Raw genomic sequence first — 18,520 nt, forward strand, 5'->3', positions numbered from 1 at the left:
GGATCAGATCCCCATGTCGAGATCGTCCTGGTCACGGCCCGCGGCGAAGCCCTGACGCAGTTCGATGAGGGTCTGATCCTCGACTTGCGGCGCCTGCGGTGACGGTCCGCGCCGGTCGTCGGCGGGCCGCTGGCCGGTCTCCTGCTGGGCGTCCCTGCCGCGCGCGCCGTCCTCCTTGCCGCCGCCCGCTCCCTTCGCCTGCGGGGGCACCGGCCGGTCATCGCTACGCGGGGCGGCCTGGTCCTCGCTCGGCGACTGCAGGATCCGCGCCGCCATTTCCTTCGCAAGATTGGTTGGCTCGACCACCTCATCCACGATCTGGACGGCGCCGTCCCTGCCGCCGGCCTCACCGCCCTCCTCGTCGAAAATCTCCTCCCCGCGCTTGGACCGGACGGGCTGCATCACGGGACGCTTCAGGAAGCCCGGCGCCACGATGGGGTAGTTCTTCCATTCGAGAAGGATGCGCGCGGCCGGGAAACCGTCGGGGAATTTCACGAACCCGTGCATCGAGGGCAGGTTGGTGATGTCGTCGGGGATCACGAGGGGCTCGACCTGCTTGCGCGGAGTCAGGGTCGAGGCGTCGCGATTGTTGTTGTAGCCGTAGCTATAGGCCTCATCCATCTGCCGCACTTCGCGGTTGCCGATGTACTGCGAGCACTCCTCGGCGGTCTTGAACTCGCTGGTCGCGAGGATGAGCTTGGAGCGGGCGAGCGAGGCGAGATTTCGCGCGCCTTCCTCGCCATAGACCTCGACCAGCTTCTGGAAGCTGTGGAGCCCCAGGATCATTGCGCCGCCGAAGTTCCGCGCGGTCTGCAGGCCCTTCTCGATCGCAGGCAGGCGGTGCAGCGCGCCGACCTCATCGAACATGAACCAGGTCCGCAAGCTGCGCGTGCGCGGCAGCGTCATGAGGCTGGTGATGGCGATGTTCATCCAGAGCGTCAGCAGCGGCCGGTTCATCTCCAGATCGTCGTAGTCGGAGGTGACGAACAGGATCGATCCGGGCGCGCGCTCGGTGGTCATCCAGTGCCGGATCGAGAACGGCTCTCCTTCGTCGGGCAGGAAACGCAGGACCTGCGCATTGGTGTTGAAGACGGCGCGGATCGATTCCGCCATGCGGGCCGCTTCCGGGGCGGTCAGCGGGTCGGCGATGGTGTTCGCGAGGAAGCGATGCACCCGCTTCAAATCGGCGGTCATCAGGTTCTCGGCGAGCGCCAGGTTGGTGGTCTGGCCGCGCTCCTGAAGCCGGACGCACATCTCGATGAACAGGGTGCGGGCCGCGAGCGCCCAGAAGGGCTCGGACGAGCCGCCATCGGAGGGAATGAGCGCCGCGGCGGCCGACGTGAAATGGCTGTAGGTCGAGCAGTCGTTGAAGATCGACCAGGCCGGGCATCGCTGGTCCATCGGGTTCAGGATCGTGTCGCGCATGGGATCGTAGAAGGCTTCGACATAGGCGCCGGTGAGATCGAAGATCACGGCGCTGTCCTGGCGCTGGCGCATCTGGCTGACCAGACTCCTGAGCTCGGTGGTCTTGCCCGCGCCGGTGGTGCCGATCAGCATGGAATGGGACTGCTCGAGGCGGTGCGGATAGGGGATGCCGGCGAGCGTATAGGGATGGTGGATGCCGCCCGCCTTCCGTGTCGCGAACGGCAATTTGAGCACGGCGGCGGACGAGCGGCCGGGGAAGAACTCGCGCGCGTCCTCCGCGAATTTTTCCGCATTGTGCTGCGCGATTTCGGAGACCAGCACGGCGCGATCGACCAGCATGGCGCCGCGCTCATGGCGTTCCTGAAGGATCGAACGCCCACGCCTGCGCGAGATGTCGACGAACCAGATGGTGAGTGGCGCGACCACGAAAACCGAGACGAGGATCGAGCCGATCAGCGCCCGGATGGTGGTCTCCCAGGCCTGCTGCACGGCCGGGATATAGGGCACCACGGGCATGACCGTTTTGTAGATCTCGCCATTGGGCAGGGTGACGTTGACGCGCTTGTTGGGATTGAGGTCGACCCAGTTCCAGAGCGCCGAATAGATCTTCATGCAGACGAGCTGGAATCCGTGCTCGTCGAGGCGGATCGAGAGGATGACGAACCAGGCCGCGAGGAAGGCGAAGAACCAGACCATGATGGGCAGCCGCGCGCCCGAAAACCACATCAGCATCTCGTGGGTGAGAAGCTGTGAGCCGCGGGTGAAATTGCCCGAGTTTCGCTGCACGCGGCCGCGCGCAGAGTGGTGGGTCAGCGGGATGTTTTTCCCGTTCGAGCGGATGTCCTCACGCGCCATGATATTGCACCAGGCGCTTGTCGGTTTCGGCAACGAGGCGGTCGCGAAGCTCAGGATATTGCTCGCGCAGAATGACGTCGAGCACGAGCTGCTGGAACTCGCTGATCCGGGCCAGGCGGCGCTGGCTCGCGGTCAGCACGTCGGAGGATGAAAGGAAGACATTGAGGGCCGACCGGATGACGTCGGCGACGCTCAATTTCTGTTCGGCGGCGATCACGCTGAGGCGGTCCCATTGGGCGCGCTCCAGGCGGACGTTGTAATGCCGGTAACTGGTAGCCAAGACCAACCTCCTAGCAGGGAGGCTGGTGGGGACTGAAGAATGGCTCTATTTATAGCCGAGCGGCCCGGTTCCGGCAAGTTGACCGTCATGGACCAGCAGGCCGTAGTCTCACAGACTACGCGCGAATGGCTGATTTCCGCCGTTTTTGCCCGCCCACCAGCTCGTACTACAACGTAGTCTCCTTTCCTTCCGCGCTAACCCGTTGTGAAACAACGGAACTCATGCACCTTCAGGTGCGTAGGGTGTGCTAATCCCAAGAGCCCGATCCCCTGTCCCTGGGCCTGTTACGATGTCGTCGGAGAGGAGCCGGTTGCCGGGACCGGCGAGGTACGCGCCGCCGTGAGGCGGAACGCGCGAGGCCGGTGTCACCGATCCGATCAGGGCGCGAAAAGCCCCGATGCGCAGCATCAACGTCGGCCAAAGGGCCGCGTTGGAAAGGCGAGGATCGTGACCCGAAGGGCGGAGACAAGGCGCATGCCTTGGCTCCGTGAGGTTGGGCTCTCGTTGCCTGAAGGGCATCGGGAGCCCTAGCGAATAGAGCCGTCGTCGGGCGCAGGCCCGATGCGCCCAGCCCCATGAATCTTCTTCTTCCTGCCCTCACCAACCAGCGCTATGTTCAGCCAGTTCATAGCCCGATTAGCCTTCACAAGAGGCACCTATGGCAAAGACACTGGAACAGGAGAGACAGGCTCTCGAAGAGGATCAGCGCCGGCTGGAAGAGCGGCGCAGGAAGCTCGAAGAGAAAGAGCGCGAGCAGGCGATCGCGACGATCGAGAAATCCGGACTGCTGAAGCTTGAACCTAAGCGGCTCGCCGATCTGACGGCCCGCATCAAGACACTGGGTTTCGAGGAAGTCGAAAAGCGGCTCAAGGCCTGAATCATCCCCCGCCGCGGCAACGCCGCGGCACGGTCATGGGGGGCTCGATGCCCCCCGTGACCGTTCCTCTCCCAGCAAAAAAAGGGGAGAGGCCGCAGCCCCTCCCCTATCGTTCAGAATTCGTCGATGATGCCGCCCGGCGCGGTGTAGACGATCCGGTCGATCATCGCCTGTCCGAGCGCGCCGTAGTCGCCCTCGTCAATGGCGAGGAACCCCAGCTCATCGTCCTCGACCACATGCTGGTCGAAGTAGCTGTGCATCGCGCGGCGCTCGGCATTGGCGACGGCGGCGAAGTAGGCGGCGTGCTGATCGGCGGCGGCGATGTTCGTGATCGTCTGCATGTTCGTCTCCTGTCGTCTTGAATGACAGGGGAATGGCGTCGGGCGGGCGGGACCGTGTCAGGCCTCGCCGGCTTGCCGGCGACCGCAAAGCGGCGGTGGGGGTCACGATTTTCTTCGGCGGCCACCGTCGTTCGAGATTGATGCGCAGCGCCCGATCCGCCGAAGAAAATGGTGGGGCCCCGCCGGGCTTGAGACGGTCTCGTCCGCCCGACAGAATGGGAAGACTGTGAGAGATTTTTCCTCTCGGGGAAGCGCCTCCGGCAAGGCGTAGCGGCGCGCGGACCGACGGGTCCGTGCGGCACGCGAGCGAGCCGGTGTCGTCACGATGAAACGCCGCCCCATCATGGCTTTTGCGAATTATGAGAACGGCGTGCACGGACCCTTCACCGATCTCGGCCAGCGGGCGGAGCGGATGGACAATCCACTGATCCGGGAGGGTGCTGGACAGGGCCGAAACGACTTCGCCTTGGTGTCACAGGAGGTCTGTGTTAGGCGCCGGATTGCGCTGCGAAGGCTGCGGCGCCGGGACTGGTAATCCCGTCGAGAAAGGCAGCTCGGTGTGATCTCACGCCGGGGTGCCTGCGCACATGTCCAGGTGCCTTGGCACTAAAAGCGTAGGCGCATGTCTCGACGTGTTACCAGCCCCGGCTCCCGCGCACGGCGCGGGAGCTCTCCGGGGAGGAGCGACGGCCCGGAAGCTCGCGAGGATGGACCGCGCTCGAGGTAGCGATATGGACCTCTCGGAGACGGACCCGACGGTGACACGGGCGCTTGCGCTGGCATTGATGCGGCAGGCCAAAGAGTATCTGGCGGCGACAAACGATGTCGATGCCGCCGACCAATTGCAGCGCGCGATCGATACCCTGCTGACACCGCGAACGCCGGTCGCGGCATAGGCTCGCAGCGGCATTGCGGGGCGCGCCGCGCGCGGCGACGCGCCCCTTCGCGACGTCTGGTCCGGGCGGAGGCTATGCCCATTCCAGGCGGGAACTGTCGTCAAGATCTCCGGTCGCGATCAGGCGGTCGAGCCGGGACAGGTATGGGGCTGCACCCTGCGCTTCGACGCTGCGCCGGATCGCGGGATCAGCGAGGCGGGCACGGACATTGTCGACCGGGATTTCGCCGACGCTCTCCGGTCGCAGTCCAAGCCCTTCGAGCAGCGCGAACGCATTCTGATAGGCCAGATCGAGTTCGAGGCCGAGATCGGAGGTCAGCCCGACCGACAGGGTGATCGGGCCAGTGTCGCCCTCGCGATAGACGCTGACCCGGCGGCCGCGAAACTGGGCCTCATCCAGCACCGTGATGACATCGGTCTGATAGTCGAAGATGCGTGCGATGCTGGCGAGCGCCAGCGGGCAGACACGCGCCTCGAACCGATAGGAGAGATAGTCGTCCTCCGCGAAATCCGGATCCAGCAGGGTCATGTCGAGACGCTCGCCTTGGCCGCGCAGAAATTCCCGGAAGGCGGCGAGCTGGCGGGCGTTGATGACGGCGGTCTGGCGTTCCTGATGGTCGGCCGATGTGGTGATGCGAAACACAATGGACATCTCGTCCTCCCTTGCTGAACGCAGCACCCGTCCCTTCTCCCCTCTGGCCGCCTGGCGGGGCGAAGTCGGTGCGAATGGTGGCCATTGCGCGAGCGCGCCAGCGCTCAGTCCCCCGCGGCGCGAAGGGGCTCGATGCCCCTGAGCGCCGCATGTCCACGCAGAAAAAGATGGAGAGGCCCCGGCCGAAGCCGGAGCCCCTCCAAGCGAGCACTCACGCGCTGCGCTGGGTGCGCTGGTGCGCGAGGCGGACGATGTGCAGCGGCACCCCCGCCTGCCGCAGCTTCTGGGCGAGGTTCTGCTGGATGCCCGAGCCTTCGCAGATGACGGCTTCCACCGGCTTGAGACCGAGAATGCGGTCATTGCGGACGAAGGCGGCGCGGTTGCCCTGACTGCGATCGAGGCGGAACTGGATGACCTTGACGCCGCGCGATGCCGCCCATGCGTGCGCCACGGCATCGCAGCCCTTCGCTTGCGCGGTGGTCGCGAGGATCATCTCCGGGATGCGTGCCTTGATGCTGTCGAGACCGTTCCAGAGCAGGTCCACGTCCTCCCACACCTGACCACCGGAGAACGCCACGACCGGGCCTTCGGGGGCGAACTGCTCGCGGCGCTCCCGGGCTTTCGAGGCAAGATAGTCGCGGGCCTCGATCATCGATGCGGTAAGCGCGCTGGAAACCCGGCTTCCCCGCACCGGCGAGAAGGGCTTGCCGGTTTCGACCCGATAGACCGCGGCGGCATGGTCGCGCATGCATTCCATCGCCTCGCGGCAACCCTGGAGGGTCTGGCAGAGGAGCTGGGTGTCTTCGAGTTCGGTCGCGTAGATCTCGGACGGATCATAGCTGCGTGCGAGATCGCCGAGCTTCTTGGCGGCGTCATCCTCGCGGCCCTCGATACGCTTCGCCACGACATGGAAGCTGTTGGCGAAACCCCACGCCAGATCGGCCGCAAACGGCTCCATGCGGGTGTCGCGCAGCACGTCGAACATGGTCTGCATCATCATCTCGGTGGCGGCCCGCACCTGCTCGGGATCGGGCATGTCAAGTGCTTCGGGCGCTTCGACGATGCTGAGCTTGGCCATCTCGCTATGTTCGATGAACGCGCCCTCGTAGGTCTGGGTCAGTCCGTCATTTTCACGCGACGCGGCGACGAAGCTGGCAAGGTCGGCGAAATTGTTGAAAGAAGTCATAAAAGCCTCCGAACAAGTCGATCTCTCATCCGGGATTGGATGAAAGATGAAATCTCATCGGATGGGCCGACGGGGCTTTGTCAGGGACGCGGGGACAAGTCCCCGCGCCGCCTCGGCGGGGCGTGGGGGAACCGATTTTCTTGGGGCCAGAGCGCAGCGACGGTCCCGGGAAAATTGGGGGGACCGCGCATCCTTGAGAAAGCCCCCCAAGGCACATCACACTACGGCGATGAAGCTTGTCTGATACCGAGATGTTAGAGAGAGAATTGGATTTGCCCCGGCCGCGCGGCGGCCGGGTTAACAGCAAATCGCTCCATACTGTCCCAGGAGAAACCCCCTCCCCATCACCCCCGCAAGGTGATCGTAACCCGGCAGGGCGGAGACGCGGCAAGGCCGTGGCTCCGGGAGCCGCAGGCGAGTAGAGCGCCGGTCCCGGCCTGAGCCTGTCGAAGGGCCGGGATGCGCCAAATGATCGAGCACCGACGCCGCAGGCAATGTTGAAGGAATGAAGAGTGAAGGCCCAGATTCAGGCGAACTATGAGGAGCGTCTATCGCGATATGCTGCACTGTTGCATGGCAATGAGCCACCGGGGCTGGTGGCGAAACTCGCCGTCTATCAGCAGCTCCTGCGGCAACGTGATATTCATGGCGACCGCCTGTGGCAGATCGAGCCGATCCTCTATCCGCTGGCGGAGCAGGACGTGATCGCGCTGGTGAACAGCGTGATCAAGGTCGTCACCGATCAGGAGTGGAAGCTCCGGGATGGGGCGAGCTTCCATGTCGGCGAGTTCTACGCGATCGGCGTCGAGAACATGGTCCACAACCTCGAGACGGGGCGACGCGCGAACTTCCCGGGCCAGTTGAGCTGAAGGGCGGCGCCCGCAGGCGCCGCTCTACCGGGTCAGAAGAAGTCGATCTTGTCGGCGATGATCTCGCAGCCGTACCGGGTGACTCCGTCGCGATCCTCCCAACTCGAATAGTGCAGCCGGCCGGTGATGGCGACGACATCGCCCTTCTTGCGCGAGGCGCCGGCCTTGCCGAGGCCGTTGAAGCAGGTGACCTTGTGGAACTCTGTCTCTTTGGCGGTGTAGCCGGTGGCGTCGTCGACATAGGTCTTGCCGTCCCTGAGCTTCACGCGATCGGTCGCGACAATGAGGGTGGTGACGGCGCCGCGGGTCTCGGGGTCCTTGGCGACGCGGCCGGCGAGATTGACGTTGTTCATGGTAGTGCTCCTCGTTGGGTCCAGCGGCCTTCCCGCCGGTGACACCGAAGAGCGGCGTGCGGAGAGGGTCCGCACCGTAGCGTCAGCGGAGGGGAACCCCTGGAGGGAGTTGGCGCGGGCAGCCGCGAAGCGGCAACACGGGCGACCGGATGGGGTTGCGGGACGTCTTCGTCTCGCCGCAGGTGTCAGGAACAGGCGAAGGAAGGCTGCTGGCCGCGGCGGGGCTCTACCCGATGGACGATCGCGCGGCGCGCTGCTCTTGACCCCGGCGCCGGCGGCGGAGCGCCCTCAGGAGTTCGTGCTCAGCAATCGGTCACGGGCAAGCCCGTTCGGCGAGGCCCGCTAGACGCAGCGATCGGGATTGAGGGCAGAGCCTCGTATTGCTCGGCCTCGGCGGCCTCAGGCGCGAAATGGCAGACGGAGTTTCGCGCGGCGGGACCTTTCGCGCGCGGTATCATGCTCATCAGCCCATCGGTCGGCGGCGATCTCTTCGTCCGTAGGTCGCGCGCCCGCGAGATCGGCCCGCTGCTTGTCGCTCAAGGTCTCGGCCGTGCTCACCGCCCGATTGCCGTGCCGCTGGTTCGTTCCCATGTGTTCTCACTCCGAAGTCGCGATGATCCGCGCCGCGTGGCAAATGCGGGCGCGGCCGATACTGGTCAGGAGGTACGCTTGACCTGCGTGACCTTGCCGGCGTCGTAGGCGGCGAGCCAGCGGGTGCGGATGGTTTCGTAGAAGGCGGTTGGAAGCTGACCGTATGCAACCTCGCCCAATGGATCGCCGGGCACCGTCCGAAGATCGGGCCCGGGCCATTGAAAATAGTTGAGCTCCGTGAGGACGACCCACGAGCGATCATCATCGAGCCCGAGACGAACCTTCGTCGCGTGCGGAATTTCAACGGCAAGGCTCGTGTCGGACGGCGGCGTATGGGTCACTGGCAGGATGGTGACCATCTTGGCGCCTGCCTTATTTGTCGTCGCGAGCAGCACGGCGCAGGGACGGTCTTTGCTGCCTTCTTCGTGACCTGCCTTTGCTTCATGGCTCCAGAGATACGAGTAGCGAATTACGAGGCCGGGAACTGGATCGGGAATTTGCACTCGTCAGGACTCGACCTCGTGATCGAAGGCAGCGGCTTCTGCCGGCGCTCGCGCCGCTCGAACCCCCTCCACGATTTCCTCCGGCACGTCAGTCAACGTGAAGACCTCGCGATCGCGCCGCTTGAGCCGCTGATATTCGGCGGCCGACATCAACACGAGGCTATCGTGGCCATGATGCGTGATGGTAAGGGGCGCAACCAGCGCCTGGCGGCTGATGCGGCCGAAGGCCTTTGACGCCTCAACGGAACTGACAGTCTGGGGCATGGTGATTCTCCTGTCCGGAAAGTACGGAGTTTCCGGATAAATTTCAAGTCCTCTCTGTCGCGCGCGCGAGGACGATAGCTGAGGACACGGTCACAGGGAAACGAAGGCAGGGCCCGCTTGCCGTGAGGCAAACGAGCCCTGCGGGGTTGCCGCGCGCCGGAGGGACGCGCGCGGCAGGGAGAGAGGATCGTCAGTCGGCCATCTCGGGCGTGCGGCGACGGCGGCCATTGCCCTGCGCGGGCTCGCCGCCGAACGCGCCCTCGGCCGAGGATTCACCCAGGCCATCCGTACCGGCGAGGCCGTTCGGCTTGGCCGGCTCGTCCGCACCGGGCAGCGGCGGCAGGCTGTCGTCGGCCGGGGCGGTGTCGGTCGGCGCATCGCGGCGGCGGTTGGGACGCGACCAGACGATGTTGTACGAGCCGTCGTCCTGACGGAACGCCGAGATGTAGAGCGGCTTGTCGAGGCTGGGATCCTCGATCTTGCCGTTGAGGAACATTTCGCCGGTCGCATTGGACGCCAGCTCGAACAGTGAGCCGACCTGGACCCACTGGCGTGCCGCCGAGAGCGCGAGGATCTCGAACTTGGGCGCACGCGGATTGGCGGAATGGACGGTGCGAAGGGCGATGACGATCGCGACCGTGAGCGTCGAGATTTTGCCGGTGTAGGTGCCGCTGGCGTTCTGGGTGATGGTGCCGATGTTCATGGGAAGTCTCCTGAGAAAGTGCGCTCGAACCCCTTGTCCGAACACCTTCTCTCACCCGCTCCTCTCCTCGGCCGTTCGGCCGAGTAAGGCGCGCCAGCGCCGCTCCGACGCGCCACTTCGGCGCCGTCGGGTACTTCAGGGCCTCGCAATCACGCGATGCGTGTCAAGTCTGGGGAGCGCTTGCCGATGGCCGCCACAGGGCAATGACATCCTGCATCTCTTCGGCGAAACCGAGACCGTCGATATAGACGGCGCCGCGGTCGTTCTGGCCGAGAAAGCCGATCACGCTCGTGATGTCGTTTGCCACGTCGATGTCGAGGCCGAACATGTCGGCGATCTCGAAATGACCAAGCTCCGGGCCATTCCACCAGGCCATCAGAAAGTTCGCGACGCGGCGCGCCTGCCCGGTGTCGCCCATGGCGAGCGGGATAAGCCGTGTCAGCGCCGCACGGGCGGAATCATAATCTGTCGGTACGGACGTCATCGGTTTTCTCCGCGCGCAGAGGGTATCGAGGCGACACCCGGGCGCAAGCGTTTCTGCCTCGAACGGCCCGATCCTAATGAATCGAGCCGAACAGCCGCCGCTTGACCTCGGCCTGGTGCCGGCCATCCTTCTCGCCGATCGTCGCGGTCATGTCGGCGAGGAGCTGTTCGGCAAGCCTCGGCGGGATTTCCGCATAGGGCGTGATAACGGCGATCGCGGCCTCGGGCGTGGGAAGCTCGCCCGGTTCCGTGCCCCGCCAGATCAGCGCTTCCCCTTCATCGGGCTCATCATCGGTGCGAAAGCACACCTGAGCATAATAGGTCTGGAGCGGTCGGTCCCAGCCTACCGCCGCGCAGATGACGTCGGGATGGCCGGCCTTGGGCGGGAGAATGTGCCTGCTCATGCGTGTGTCCTCCGCATTCTGTGCGCGACGTGCCGCGCGGCACCTTCGGCGCTGTTGATGGCCTGACCTGCTGCCGATGCCGCGCGGCGCGCGCCCGCCCTGCGCAGCAGGTTACGGGCTTCGCGCAGGCGTTCAACGGCAATCGCAATGGCTTGTCCGTCCTCGGACGTCGCGGGTGTGATGCGGCGCAAGATTACCTCCATTTTGGTTGGAAATTGGCGAGGCGACTGATCGGCTCAATCGTCGCAGGGGAGCATGATCGTCAGGACACGGACGGTCACCGCGGCGTCGGCAGGATCTTCCGAGCCCCATTCGAGCGAGGGATCGTAATAATCGATGCGAAAGCAGACGATGTGACCCTCGAGCTCGAACTGCCCGTAGTTGCGTTCCGGGCCGTCATCAGGCTTGAATTCGTAGCGCCGGACGGCCGCGAGTACCGCGGCCTGGGCGACGGCTTCGCTGACGATGCGGTCGCCGCCTGCCAATGTGGCGAGACAGGTCGCCGTCATCACGATCCGCGCGTTTCGATCGAGGCCGAGCCGCACGCGGTCATTGAGCTCGGCGATCCGGGATATGGTGCTGGTCATGCTGCCTCCATCAAGCCGGCGTTGAAACTCGCGATCCATTCTTCCATCGTCGGCCGCTCGGCGATCGGCACGATGCTGGCGGCGTCCTGGAAACGGATGAGATCGGTCGGCGCATCGCGACGGATCGCGTCGATCTCGGCCTCGGGGAGCAGCCGCTCGGCGCGGATGAAATCGGTGATCCTGCCGGGCCGGGTCCTGGTCGATCGGCGCCACAATCCCTCGACGGTGCGCAGGCGCGGTTCGGCGCGGGCCTCAATCAGGACAATCAAGCGAAGGCACCACGCCGGCAGGGCGCGTACTTCATCGGGCCGGATGGCGCCGCAGAAGAAGCAGCTCGACTTGGGCGGCACCGGGAGACCGGCGGCCTCGATCCGGGCGATGCAGCGATCGCGCGTCCAGTTCCATTCGCGCAGCGGATAGCGGCACTGGAACAGCGGATCGTCCAGCCCGGCAGCATGGGCATGACGCCGGGAATCGGAGGGCGACGTGTCGTAGCCGATCAGCCGCTCGACCTTCTGCCCATTCGCCCATGCGGCGCGAGCCGGTGCCCATTGCTTCAGGAAAGCGTCTTGCGGCGCCACCTTCCATTTGAGGCTGCAACTATGCCGTCCCAGGCTGATGCTCGGCAAAGTCGCATTGGTCAGGACATTGGCGAGGATCGAATAATAGGGCGGCCAGTGCTTGAAGCGCCTGGGCACGTAGCGGACGATCTCATAGGGAATCCCGCGCGCGTGCATCCACGCGGCGATCATCCGCTGATATTCGTAGGTCTCGGGCTTCTCCGCGCCCGGATCGGCGCTCAGCACCAGGTCTGGCGCCTCGCCGCGCGCCTCGAGTTCGATCAGCAGCGCCGTGGAATCGACACCGATCCCATAGGCCAGGACCACGGGCGGCGGGGCGGCGACCAGAATGGTATCGACCGCTCGTCTGTTGCTTGGGATGTGCATGGAGTTCTCGGCCTCGATCGCGGCCCATCGCCGCAACCCTCAAGATCCCCCTCCCCTCATTCTCGGCCGGCTGTGCGGTTCTCGGCCTCGATGCGAAGATCGAACTGAAAGGTGGGGTGCGCCAACGGCAGGGCCTTTGGATAGGGAAGTCGCGGCAGTGCGCGGCCGTGCCGGCGGGCTTCGCGGGTGAGCTCGAAGCAATAGGCGTAGAGACCCGGCTGCTGATGGCGCACGAGATGGCGTTCGCGTTGCAGCCGCCAAAGCCATGTCGCAGGCATCTCCCCGAACTCCGGCCTGGGCAGGCCAAGCGAAACGAGCTGATCGATGGCGCCGGCATGGCCTCGCTCGCCAAGGCGGATCTTCGAGAGCGTGCGCCCCGCGATCGTTGTGTCGCCGGCGCGCAGGACGGTTCGCGGCCTCGTAATGGCGCGGTGCGCCGCCGAGAGCGCGCAATAGACGCGGCCTATATGTCCGGCGCTTGGGTCGCTGTACGAAACCACGGCCTCGATTCCGGGCTTCTCGCGGCGCAGATGGCGAAAGGCTCGCGCGACGAAGAAGCTCTCCCCGTTCTGGGGCACGGCGTCTGTCAGGATCAGGCGGGCGAGCACGCAGCCGCGTAGCGGATCGGCAAAGCCGGTGTGCCGCGTGATTACGGCTCCGGTGGCCGGAACGGCGAAGACGGCGACGCCTTCCAGGACTGCCCCGGCGCCATAGAGCCCGACCGCGAGCTGCGCCGCAGGATAGGTCGGCAGATAATGATGGCGGGCAATGAAAGCGCGCGCGGCATCGTGTCCGATGATCTCGACGGAATAGGATTTGGGATCGATGACCGTGAGATCGCGGGCCCAGAGCGCCCGGCGCTCGCGCCAGCGCTGGCTGCGGCTCGTTTCCATGTTTTGGATCCTCGAATGTTAGCGGGCGGCAAATCTCGTCGCCCCGCCGAACAGGCGGAGCGCGCGTGCCATCTCGTCGCGCAACCGGGCCTTGCTGCCGACGATGAGCGTCGGCGCGAGGGGTTTCCCGCCGGGGTCGATGAAGCCGTGCGCGAGGGTGCCGTCCTGTTCGATCGAGACGAGATGCCCCTTGCCGGGCGCCGGCCCCTGATAGCGCGCCGTCAGCTCGCCTAGCTTCGCAGTCAGGCCCTTGGTCGCCTTGGACCAACGGATGTGGCCAGCGCCGACATTGCTCCCGGCCTCGCGGCCTCGATCCATCCAGAGTTTCGCGTGCGCCTTGACCTGCAGCGGCGTGTTGCGCGTGCGTTCGCGATTCCGACAGGTTGGCAATGCGGCCGAATGGGTATCGAGAACCCGCAGATATTCGCCGTGCAGCGCGACAAGGATATCCTCGATGTCGATGCCGGCGAGGAGCGCGCGAAGCCGGTCCTCCTGCTCGGGACTGGCAATGAGCTCGTCGGCCCGCTCCGCCGTCAGTTCCTCGGCCTCGGGCTGCGCGGTCACACCGGATATGAAGCCCTTGGTGGCGGTGAGAATGATGGCGTGACCGCCGCAGCGGCCGCCTGTCTTACGATAGCGCTCCAAAATATCGCCTCGGCCGAGCGCCGCCGCCGGATGATCGCCCAGGATGATAACCCGCCGCGACCATGGTGTCGGTCGGGGCCGGTCGCTGGGTTTCGGCCAGTCCGAGGGTAGCGATCGCACCGCACCCCGCGACTGCATCGAGATGGGCGCTCGTTCGGCAGCGCGATTGGCCCGGCGCGCCGCGTCGAAGAGATCGTCAACGTCGCCGCCGCCGTCGGCGAACCCGCAGTCATAGGCCGGGCGTTCTGCGGCCTTGGACGGCGAACAATGGTTCCAACCTACATGGGCCGCGTACCAGCCATCGGCATAGCGGATCGCGAGATTCCAGTCATAACCATAACGATCGCGTCCACGCAGGATCGCCGCATCGCGCTCATCACCGCGTCCTGAGACGGCGCGCTCCTCGGTGAAGCTGAAATTGCGCGCCTGGCGCTCGGCCTCGCTATGCGCGGCAATCGCGTCGTTGACGGGCTTCATCGCCTGGACGCGCGCGCGGGTGCGCGCCATGCGATCTTCAGGTGAAGCCGTCGGCGCCAGGTCCGGAAAGTCGCGCCAGGCTTTCGCGATCGCTTCGGCATGTTCCGGTGCGCGGCCCCGGGCCAGCCAGGTGGCAGTCGAACAGGGGTCGAACTGCGGGATTTTTTCGACATGGATCATGTGGTCGGCCTCGGTCGAGATCAGGCGAAGAGGCGCATCGGCTGTTCGACCGGCGGCGTGAGACGAAGGTCGCGCCGCAGACGGTCGGCGAAACGGTCGGGCGCCATGAGATCATTGACCGATGCCCAGTGATTGCGCGCGCCGCAGTGATCATCGCGGCCACGAACCCGGCGATAGAGGACTTCCCGGCCCGGGCCCGAACAGCCAAGCGAGAGCTGCACCCATGCTTCCTCGCCATGGAGCGTGATTTCGCCGGAAACCGCAGGGCCGCCCTTGCTGGAGCGGATGTCATAGGTTCCGTCGCATAGGCCCAGCGCGTCGGCGAGGCGCCGCATTGCGGTGCGGCCCTCCGAATGGAAGAGCCGCTTGGCGGCCTCGTCATGGCTCACGCCCCGATAGGCGAGGTTGCGCAGGACCGGCGTTCGGCGGATTTCGGCGATCTGGTCCATGCAGGTGCGCCGAAGCTCGAGATTGGACGGACGATCTTCGCACACTGCGCTGAGGTGGCGAACGAGCAGGATCACGGCGGGATCGGTTTCGGCGTCTTTGCCGGCGTTGCGGCAATCCTTGATCGCGGCTCCGATCGCGTGGAGGGTGGTGCCGACGGTGATCAGCGCGCTGGGGTCGAGCGCCTGCTGGTGGCGCATGGCGACGTCGTAAGTCATGGGATGGCCCTCCGGTCTTGAGCGAAAATCCGCTCAAACGGCCCTCTCCCCCTCCCCTTTCTCCCGTGGCCGGCCTCGGGCTCGACCGAAGATTCAAGCAGCGATCGGTAGCGGGATCGGCACGGCCTGCCCGGTGGCGATATTGATGAACGCGCCCGCGTGGCCGATCGATCCGCGGCCAACGAGATCGAAGAGAAGGGCCAGCGCGTGGCTCGCCACCACCCGGTTCACGAAAAGCGACTGGCGCTCGAGGGCTTCGGCCATCGAGCACGACGGCGCGTCGTCGTCAGGCAGGCTCTCGTTCGCGACCTCGGGGAAATATTCGAGGACTGTCGGGAGGATCTGGTGCCCGGCCTCGGGCTCAGCGTTCGGGCAACCGATGATATATTGCCCGTCGCCAGCGCGGTTGCCGAGATCCAGCCAATAGGCCGGCGCATTCCTGGCCGAGGCGATGGCCGCACCGACGCTCCGGCGCGCCGATGCGGTATCGACACAAGTGATGACGATGTCGGTGCCGTCGAGCTTCGCGGCCTCGGGTGCCCGGCCATGCACCGCCGTCCAGGCCAGACCGTGGGCGAGATTGATCCGCTCGGTTAACGTCCGGGCCTTCGAGTTGCCGATGTCGCACCTGAAGAAGGGCTGCCGGCCAAGATTGGCCTCGCTGACGATATCGTCGTCGACGACGGTTACATCGAGCGAACGCGACGAAATCGCCCGCAGCGCCGTATCCAGCGAGGCGAGCCCCATCAGCATCTGCGCGCCGTTGCCGCCGCATCCCACAAGCACGATTTTGATCGCGCGGTTGCCGAGCGCCGCAGGCAGATAGTGGCGAAGGGGCGTCTCAGAGGTCATGATCGTCTCCTGAAAAAAGGGCTTCGCGGCAGCGGGAGGAACATCCCTGCGGCGCACAGTCGCGAGGCAAATGCGGGGCCGTCCGTATGACCCAGACGTCCGACAACCAGGGCGATCTTGGTCGCGTGCGCGTCGTCCGCGTCGTCGGTTGCGCTGAAGAAGGCCGCGCCGTGCCCATGGCTGTGAATGTCGCAGATGAGGTGATGGTGCGGCGGCAGCGCAGGCGGACGATAAGTGAGGTGTGACGGCGTCGCGCGGTCGATCTGGGGGAAGTCGACCCAGAATCGCCGATTAGCCTCATCCCAGAGGATGAAGGCGGCGGCCTCGTTGGGCAGCGCGGCGCGAAAGTGCTCGAGGACTTGCCGCAGCAGCTCCGCCGGTATCAAGCCGCAACGCAGGTCCGCGCGGCGAACTCCAATGCTCCCGTAGGGCAGGTAGGCCGGGATCGGCAGTGTCACGGGCAGATCCAGAGCCAGCCAGGCCCGGCGCAAGATCAGGCAGACACCATCGCGGCCGATTGCGAGGCAGCTGCCTGCTCGGGCTTCGCGAACGGCCTCGATCGCGGGTGATCGCCCATCCGGCGGCACGGGATAGCAAGGCGCCTCCGCCAGTACCGCGGCGGCGGTCGGGTCGTCGGCGAGGGCAGTCATCGGCCGGACCTTCCGTAGATGAGGTCGCCGAGCGTCACTGGGTCGGCCTTGGCGGCGCCTCGCGGGGCGGTCTGGCGACGATCTCCGAGGAACGGCCTCAAGCGTTTGACCGGGAAGCGGGTCGCGCGGGTCGCTGCGAGGGTGTCCCAGAGACGCACGAGACCGCCCTTCCCCGTGATCGTCAGCTCCTGACCCGGATTCGGATGGGTCGACCAGGAGTCGAAAAGCGCGCGCTCGAACTCGGGAATGGCGGACACATCCAGCGATGTCGGCTTCGGAATGTTACCCCAGCAGAGGGAACCGTTGAGGAAGACGTTGAGGATCGGCGAATGAAGCAAGGCGGTTTCGGCCGCGGGCCGCTCGTTCCGCTCAAGCGCAAAGACTCCAAGCCGGCGCCGTGTGGCGACAAGGACGTGTGCCGGATAGGCAACCGGGACGATCGCGCGGCCGCCAAGCGCACGCAGTCCAGCCAGTTTCGCCGAGAGGTCGAAATAGGCCGTCCTCACCTGTGCGGGCACCCACCAGACCAGCAGGTCGGGATGGGCGACAAGCACCGTTTCGGGGAGAATTTGCGGCGGGGCGACGCGGCCGAGCGCCTGCGACCAATGCCGCAGATGCGCCCGGGTCAAAGGCGTTCCAGCGGCGATGGTCGGCGCGCCGATAGCGTCGTGCTCGATCTGATGGATGCTGGCGAATGCCTCGGCATCTTCGCCAGGGGTAAGATGCGAGCCGAGGCCGCGAGCCCCGTCGCTTCTGTAGAGCAGGATGGCGTTGGTCAGCATCATGCCGCCTGCGGTTCGCTCGAACTGCACGCAATGGTCAGTCATGTCGGCCTCGTTATTCGGGAGGATAGAGTTCGATGAGATGTTTGGCGGCCCGCAGCAGCCGCGCGCCGGCGGCGAGTGACGCATGCCAGACATCGATCGCGGTGGAGTGCGTCATTGGGCAAAGGCCCGTCACGTCCATGAAACCATATTCCATGCCGTGACGCCCGACGTCGTCGACCTCGACCGCGAACTGTTCGACGGGAACGAGTGTCAGCGGCGGAAGCGGCGAACATTCCTCGATACCGGGGACATATTCGTAGAGAACATCCATCTCGAGGCGCCAGGCGTGATGTTCGTCAGGCAAATTGGTGAGCGCCGCGTGGGCATCCCGCAATTCGCGCAGAGCCCGACGAAGGGCAGTCGGTAACTTCGACGTGGGCGCTGCCCTCGCGGCGAGCATCCATTCTGGCCGCCTGGCGTTCATTTCGGACGGCATGGTCTGGGCCGCGATCTCGCTGTCGTCAGCCCCATGGAGCGCAACGAGGGCCTCGCGCGCAGCGGCGTCCTCGGTCTCGCCGTCCCAATAGTACATCGAGATGTTGTCGAAGAGGTCATCGTAGCAGAAGATCGGGAGAGCACTTCCGAGCGTGCGCTCGAGCACCCGATACGCAGCCGCGCGCCACGGGATCGGCCGCTTGCTGTCCTCGATCCATCCGAGATCGAGCTGCCCGACACTGTCGCAGACGATCGCGACCGCCGGCGCCCCGCAGGATTCGCCGTTGAGCACGACGACGCGCAGGTCCGCGATCGTGCAGCTCCGCAAGCTTTCGAGGACCTCGGTCTGGAAGACCCGTTCGATATGTCGGCGCGCCTCAGGGCGCGTGCGGTGCACTGTCTCCTGCTCTTTCGAGGCGACCCAACTGCCGACGAGCTTATGGTGGGCCGCCAAAGGTCGATCGAACATCACCGGAATATCAGGGGAGATATGGACGGTCCGTCCTGCCAGATCAGCCGAGCGGAGGAAGGGAGAGTCCTGTGGGTGGCGGGATAGGATCGGCAGGACCATCCTCGCGCGTGCCCGCGTCGAGGATGATCTTCGCATGGAGGGCCTGGGCTTGTTTGCTGCAGGCAGGCCGGGAGAGTTCGGAAGTGTTGCCATGGTCGTTCTCGATCCAA

At 65.5% G+C, this 18,520-nt stretch carries 25 protein-coding genes; 3 read left to right on the forward strand and 22 right to left on the reverse strand.

Annotated elements, in window-relative coordinates:
* Positions 1-3: 3 nt before the first annotated feature.
* Together SCA01S_RS17385 and SCA01S_RS17390 are read right to left on the reverse strand one after the other, a co-directional pair.
* Positions 4-2,280: a type IV secretion system DNA-binding domain-containing protein gene (locus SCA01S_RS17385; protein WP_062787861.1), complete on the reverse strand. Its 2,277-nt coding sequence runs from the start codon at positions 2,278-2,280 to the stop codon at positions 4-6.
* The gene (locus SCA01S_RS17390) at positions 2,270-2,560 is read right to left on the reverse strand and encodes a hypothetical protein (RefSeq protein ID WP_030090597.1); all 291 of its coding nucleotides are present in this window, start codon (positions 2,558-2,560) and stop codon (positions 2,270-2,272) included. Before SCA01S_RS17390 ends, SCA01S_RS17385 begins: the two co-directional genes overlap by 11 nt.
* 658 nt (positions 2,561-3,218) lie before the next feature.
* Here SCA01S_RS17390 and SCA01S_RS17395 point away from each other — a divergent pair.
* On the forward strand, positions 3,219-3,437 hold the full coding sequence (locus SCA01S_RS17395; RefSeq protein ID WP_030090596.1) for a hypothetical protein: 219 nt from the start codon (positions 3,219-3,221) through the stop codon (positions 3,435-3,437).
* Positions 3,438-3,550: 113 nt separating this feature from the next.
* Here SCA01S_RS17395 and SCA01S_RS17400 read toward each other — a convergent pair whose 3' ends face one another.
* Positions 3,551-3,778: a hypothetical protein gene (locus tag SCA01S_RS17400; protein ID WP_062787863.1), complete on the reverse strand. Its 228-nt coding sequence runs from the start codon at positions 3,776-3,778 to the stop codon at positions 3,551-3,553.
* A gap of 731 nt (positions 3,779-4,509) precedes the next feature.
* Between SCA01S_RS17400 and SCA01S_RS22345 the strand changes: the two genes are divergently transcribed.
* Complete coding sequence (locus tag SCA01S_RS22345; RefSeq protein WP_157077779.1) at positions 4,510-4,674, forward strand: hypothetical protein; 165 nt, start codon at positions 4,510-4,512, stop codon at positions 4,672-4,674.
* A gap of 72 nt (positions 4,675-4,746) precedes the next feature.
* Here SCA01S_RS22345 and SCA01S_RS17405 read toward each other — a convergent pair whose 3' ends face one another.
* Positions 4,747-5,325 (reverse strand): hypothetical protein, encoded by a 579-nt coding sequence (locus tag SCA01S_RS17405; protein ID WP_030090593.1) that lies wholly within the window; start codon positions 5,323-5,325, stop codon positions 4,747-4,749.
* Positions 5,326-5,536: 211 nt separating this feature from the next.
* On the reverse strand, positions 5,537-6,511 hold the full coding sequence (locus tag SCA01S_RS17410; RefSeq protein ID WP_062787865.1) for a DUF2493 domain-containing protein: 975 nt from the start codon (positions 6,509-6,511) through the stop codon (positions 5,537-5,539).
* Positions 6,512-7,023: 512 nt separating this feature from the next.
* Between SCA01S_RS17410 and SCA01S_RS17415 the strand changes: the two genes are divergently transcribed.
* On the forward strand, positions 7,024-7,380 hold the full coding sequence (locus SCA01S_RS17415) for a hypothetical protein (protein WP_066703409.1): 357 nt from the start codon (positions 7,024-7,026) through the stop codon (positions 7,378-7,380).
* A 32-nt stretch (positions 7,381-7,412) separates the two neighbouring features.
* On the opposite strand, the gene SCA01S_RS17420 is transcribed toward SCA01S_RS17415, so the two are convergent.
* The 17 genes from SCA01S_RS17420 to SCA01S_RS17495 form a co-directional block, all read right to left on the reverse strand.
* Positions 7,413-7,733 (reverse strand): single-stranded DNA-binding protein, encoded by a 321-nt coding sequence (locus tag SCA01S_RS17420; RefSeq protein ID WP_062787869.1) that lies wholly within the window; start codon positions 7,731-7,733, stop codon positions 7,413-7,415.
* Positions 7,734-8,132: 399 nt separating this feature from the next.
* Positions 8,133-8,324 (reverse strand): hypothetical protein, encoded by a 192-nt coding sequence (locus tag SCA01S_RS17425; protein WP_062787870.1) that lies wholly within the window; start codon positions 8,322-8,324, stop codon positions 8,133-8,135.
* A 65-nt stretch (positions 8,325-8,389) separates the two neighbouring features.
* The gene (locus tag SCA01S_RS17430) at positions 8,390-8,827 is read right to left on the reverse strand and encodes a hypothetical protein (protein ID WP_030090590.1); all 438 of its coding nucleotides are present in this window, start codon (positions 8,825-8,827) and stop codon (positions 8,390-8,392) included.
* 3 nt (positions 8,828-8,830) lie between these two features.
* Positions 8,831-9,091, reverse strand: a complete 261-nt coding sequence (locus tag SCA01S_RS17435; protein WP_037505398.1) for a type II toxin-antitoxin system Phd/YefM family antitoxin — start codon at positions 9,089-9,091, stop codon at positions 8,831-8,833.
* A gap of 190 nt (positions 9,092-9,281) precedes the next feature.
* On the reverse strand, positions 9,282-9,794 hold the full coding sequence (locus SCA01S_RS17440) for a DUF736 domain-containing protein (RefSeq protein ID WP_062787872.1): 513 nt from the start codon (positions 9,792-9,794) through the stop codon (positions 9,282-9,284).
* Between the two features lie 163 nt (positions 9,795-9,957).
* Positions 9,958-10,278, reverse strand: coding sequence for a DUF7673 family protein (locus tag SCA01S_RS17445; protein WP_030090587.1), 321 nt, complete (start codon positions 10,276-10,278; stop codon positions 9,958-9,960).
* 73 nt (positions 10,279-10,351) lie between these two features.
* Positions 10,352-10,681: a hypothetical protein gene (locus SCA01S_RS17450; protein WP_062787874.1), complete on the reverse strand. Its 330-nt coding sequence runs from the start codon at positions 10,679-10,681 to the stop codon at positions 10,352-10,354.
* Positions 10,678-10,872, reverse strand: coding sequence for a hypothetical protein (locus SCA01S_RS21915; protein ID WP_083216155.1), 195 nt, complete (start codon positions 10,870-10,872; stop codon positions 10,678-10,680). Before SCA01S_RS21915 ends, SCA01S_RS17450 begins: the two co-directional genes overlap by 4 nt.
* Before the next feature lie 45 nt (positions 10,873-10,917).
* The gene (locus SCA01S_RS17455) at positions 10,918-11,268 is read right to left on the reverse strand and encodes a DUF3768 domain-containing protein (protein ID WP_030090586.1); all 351 of its coding nucleotides are present in this window, start codon (positions 11,266-11,268) and stop codon (positions 10,918-10,920) included.
* Complete coding sequence (locus SCA01S_RS17460) at positions 11,265-12,215, reverse strand: adenine nucleotide alpha hydrolase family protein (RefSeq protein ID WP_062787876.1); 951 nt, start codon at positions 12,213-12,215, stop codon at positions 11,265-11,267. Before SCA01S_RS17460 ends, SCA01S_RS17455 begins: the two co-directional genes overlap by 4 nt.
* Before the next feature lie 56 nt (positions 12,216-12,271).
* Complete coding sequence (locus SCA01S_RS17465) at positions 12,272-13,108, reverse strand: Mom family adenine methylcarbamoylation protein (RefSeq protein ID WP_030090573.1); 837 nt, start codon at positions 13,106-13,108, stop codon at positions 12,272-12,274.
* Between the two features lie 18 nt (positions 13,109-13,126).
* The gene (locus SCA01S_RS17470; RefSeq protein ID WP_030090572.1) at positions 13,127-14,410 is read right to left on the reverse strand and encodes a hypothetical protein; all 1,284 of its coding nucleotides are present in this window, start codon (positions 14,408-14,410) and stop codon (positions 13,127-13,129) included.
* A gap of 20 nt (positions 14,411-14,430) precedes the next feature.
* Positions 14,431-15,075: a hypothetical protein gene (locus tag SCA01S_RS17475; RefSeq protein WP_030090571.1), complete on the reverse strand. Its 645-nt coding sequence runs from the start codon at positions 15,073-15,075 to the stop codon at positions 14,431-14,433.
* A 93-nt stretch (positions 15,076-15,168) separates the two neighbouring features.
* On the reverse strand, positions 15,169-15,927 hold the full coding sequence (locus SCA01S_RS17480) for a PRTRC system ThiF family protein (protein ID WP_030090570.1): 759 nt from the start codon (positions 15,925-15,927) through the stop codon (positions 15,169-15,171).
* Positions 15,924-16,577, reverse strand: coding sequence for a PRTRC system protein A (locus tag SCA01S_RS17485; protein ID WP_062787877.1), 654 nt, complete (start codon positions 16,575-16,577; stop codon positions 15,924-15,926). The genes SCA01S_RS17480 and SCA01S_RS17485 overlap by 4 nt, the downstream gene beginning before the upstream one ends.
* Entirely contained in the window at positions 16,574-17,404 is an 831-nt protein-coding gene (locus SCA01S_RS17490; RefSeq protein ID WP_030090568.1) for a PRTRC system protein B, read from the reverse strand. The genes SCA01S_RS17485 and SCA01S_RS17490 overlap by 4 nt, the downstream gene beginning before the upstream one ends.
* A 10-nt stretch (positions 17,405-17,414) precedes the next feature.
* Positions 17,415-18,410 (reverse strand): hypothetical protein, encoded by a 996-nt coding sequence (locus SCA01S_RS17495; RefSeq protein WP_228227686.1) that lies wholly within the window; start codon positions 18,408-18,410, stop codon positions 17,415-17,417.
* Positions 18,411-18,520 lie beyond the last annotated feature (110 nt).

It is taken from the genome of Novosphingobium capsulatum NBRC 12533 (assembly GCF_001598375.1).
Lineage (GTDB): Bacteria > Pseudomonadota > Alphaproteobacteria > Sphingomonadales > Sphingomonadaceae > Novosphingobium > Novosphingobium capsulatum.

Bases quoted from the DNA above. Each gene is read 5' to 3' on its own strand.
- SCA01S_RS17385 (WP_062787861.1), bottom strand. From the start codon at position 2,280: ATGGCGCGTGAGGACATCCGCTCGAACGGGAAAAACATCCCGCTGACC.
- SCA01S_RS17395 (WP_030090596.1), top strand. From the start codon at position 3,219: ATGGCAAAGACACTGGAACAGGAGAGACAGGCTCTCGAAGAGGATCAG.
- SCA01S_RS17400 (WP_062787863.1), bottom strand. From the start codon at position 3,778: ATGCAGACGATCACGAACATCGCCGCCGCCGATCAGCACGCCGCCTAC.
- SCA01S_RS22345 (WP_157077779.1), top strand. From the start codon at position 4,510: ATGGACCTCTCGGAGACGGACCCGACGGTGACACGGGCGCTTGCGCTG.
- SCA01S_RS17405 (WP_030090593.1), bottom strand. From the start codon at position 5,325: ATGTCCATTGTGTTTCGCATCACCACATCGGCCGACCATCAGGAACGC.
- SCA01S_RS17410 (WP_062787865.1), bottom strand. From the start codon at position 6,511: ATGACTTCTTTCAACAATTTCGCCGACCTTGCCAGCTTCGTCGCCGCG.
- SCA01S_RS17420 (WP_062787869.1), bottom strand. From the start codon at position 7,733: ATGAACAACGTCAATCTCGCCGGCCGCGTCGCCAAGGACCCCGAGACC.
- SCA01S_RS17425 (WP_062787870.1), bottom strand. From the start codon at position 8,324: ATGGGAACGAACCAGCGGCACGGCAATCGGGCGGTGAGCACGGCCGAG.
- SCA01S_RS17435 (WP_037505398.1), bottom strand. From the start codon at position 9,091: ATGCCCCAGACTGTCAGTTCCGTTGAGGCGTCAAAGGCCTTCGGCCGC.
- SCA01S_RS17440 (WP_062787872.1), bottom strand. From the start codon at position 9,794: ATGAACATCGGCACCATCACCCAGAACGCCAGCGGCACCTACACCGGC.
- SCA01S_RS17445 (WP_030090587.1), bottom strand. From the start codon at position 10,278: ATGACGTCCGTACCGACAGATTATGATTCCGCCCGTGCGGCGCTGACA.
- SCA01S_RS17450 (WP_062787874.1), bottom strand. From the start codon at position 10,681: ATGAGCAGGCACATTCTCCCGCCCAAGGCCGGCCATCCCGACGTCATC.
- SCA01S_RS17455 (WP_030090586.1), bottom strand. From the start codon at position 11,268: ATGACCAGCACCATATCCCGGATCGCCGAGCTCAATGACCGCGTGCGG.
- SCA01S_RS17460 (WP_062787876.1), bottom strand. From the start codon at position 12,215: ATGCACATCCCAAGCAACAGACGAGCGGTCGATACCATTCTGGTCGCC.
- SCA01S_RS17465 (WP_030090573.1), bottom strand. From the start codon at position 13,108: ATGGAAACGAGCCGCAGCCAGCGCTGGCGCGAGCGCCGGGCGCTCTGG.
- SCA01S_RS17470 (WP_030090572.1), bottom strand. From the start codon at position 14,410: ATGATCCATGTCGAAAAAATCCCGCAGTTCGACCCCTGTTCGACTGCC.
- SCA01S_RS17475 (WP_030090571.1), bottom strand. From the start codon at position 15,075: ATGACTTACGACGTCGCCATGCGCCACCAGCAGGCGCTCGACCCCAGC.
- SCA01S_RS17480 (WP_030090570.1), bottom strand. From the start codon at position 15,927: ATGACCTCTGAGACGCCCCTTCGCCACTATCTGCCTGCGGCGCTCGGC.
- SCA01S_RS17485 (WP_062787877.1), bottom strand. From the start codon at position 16,577: ATGACTGCCCTCGCCGACGACCCGACCGCCGCCGCGGTACTGGCGGAG.
- SCA01S_RS17490 (WP_030090568.1), bottom strand. From the start codon at position 17,404: ATGACTGACCATTGCGTGCAGTTCGAGCGAACCGCAGGCGGCATGATG.
- SCA01S_RS17495 (WP_228227686.1), bottom strand. From the start codon at position 18,410: ATGGTCCTGCCGATCCTATCCCGCCACCCACAGGACTCTCCCTTCCTC.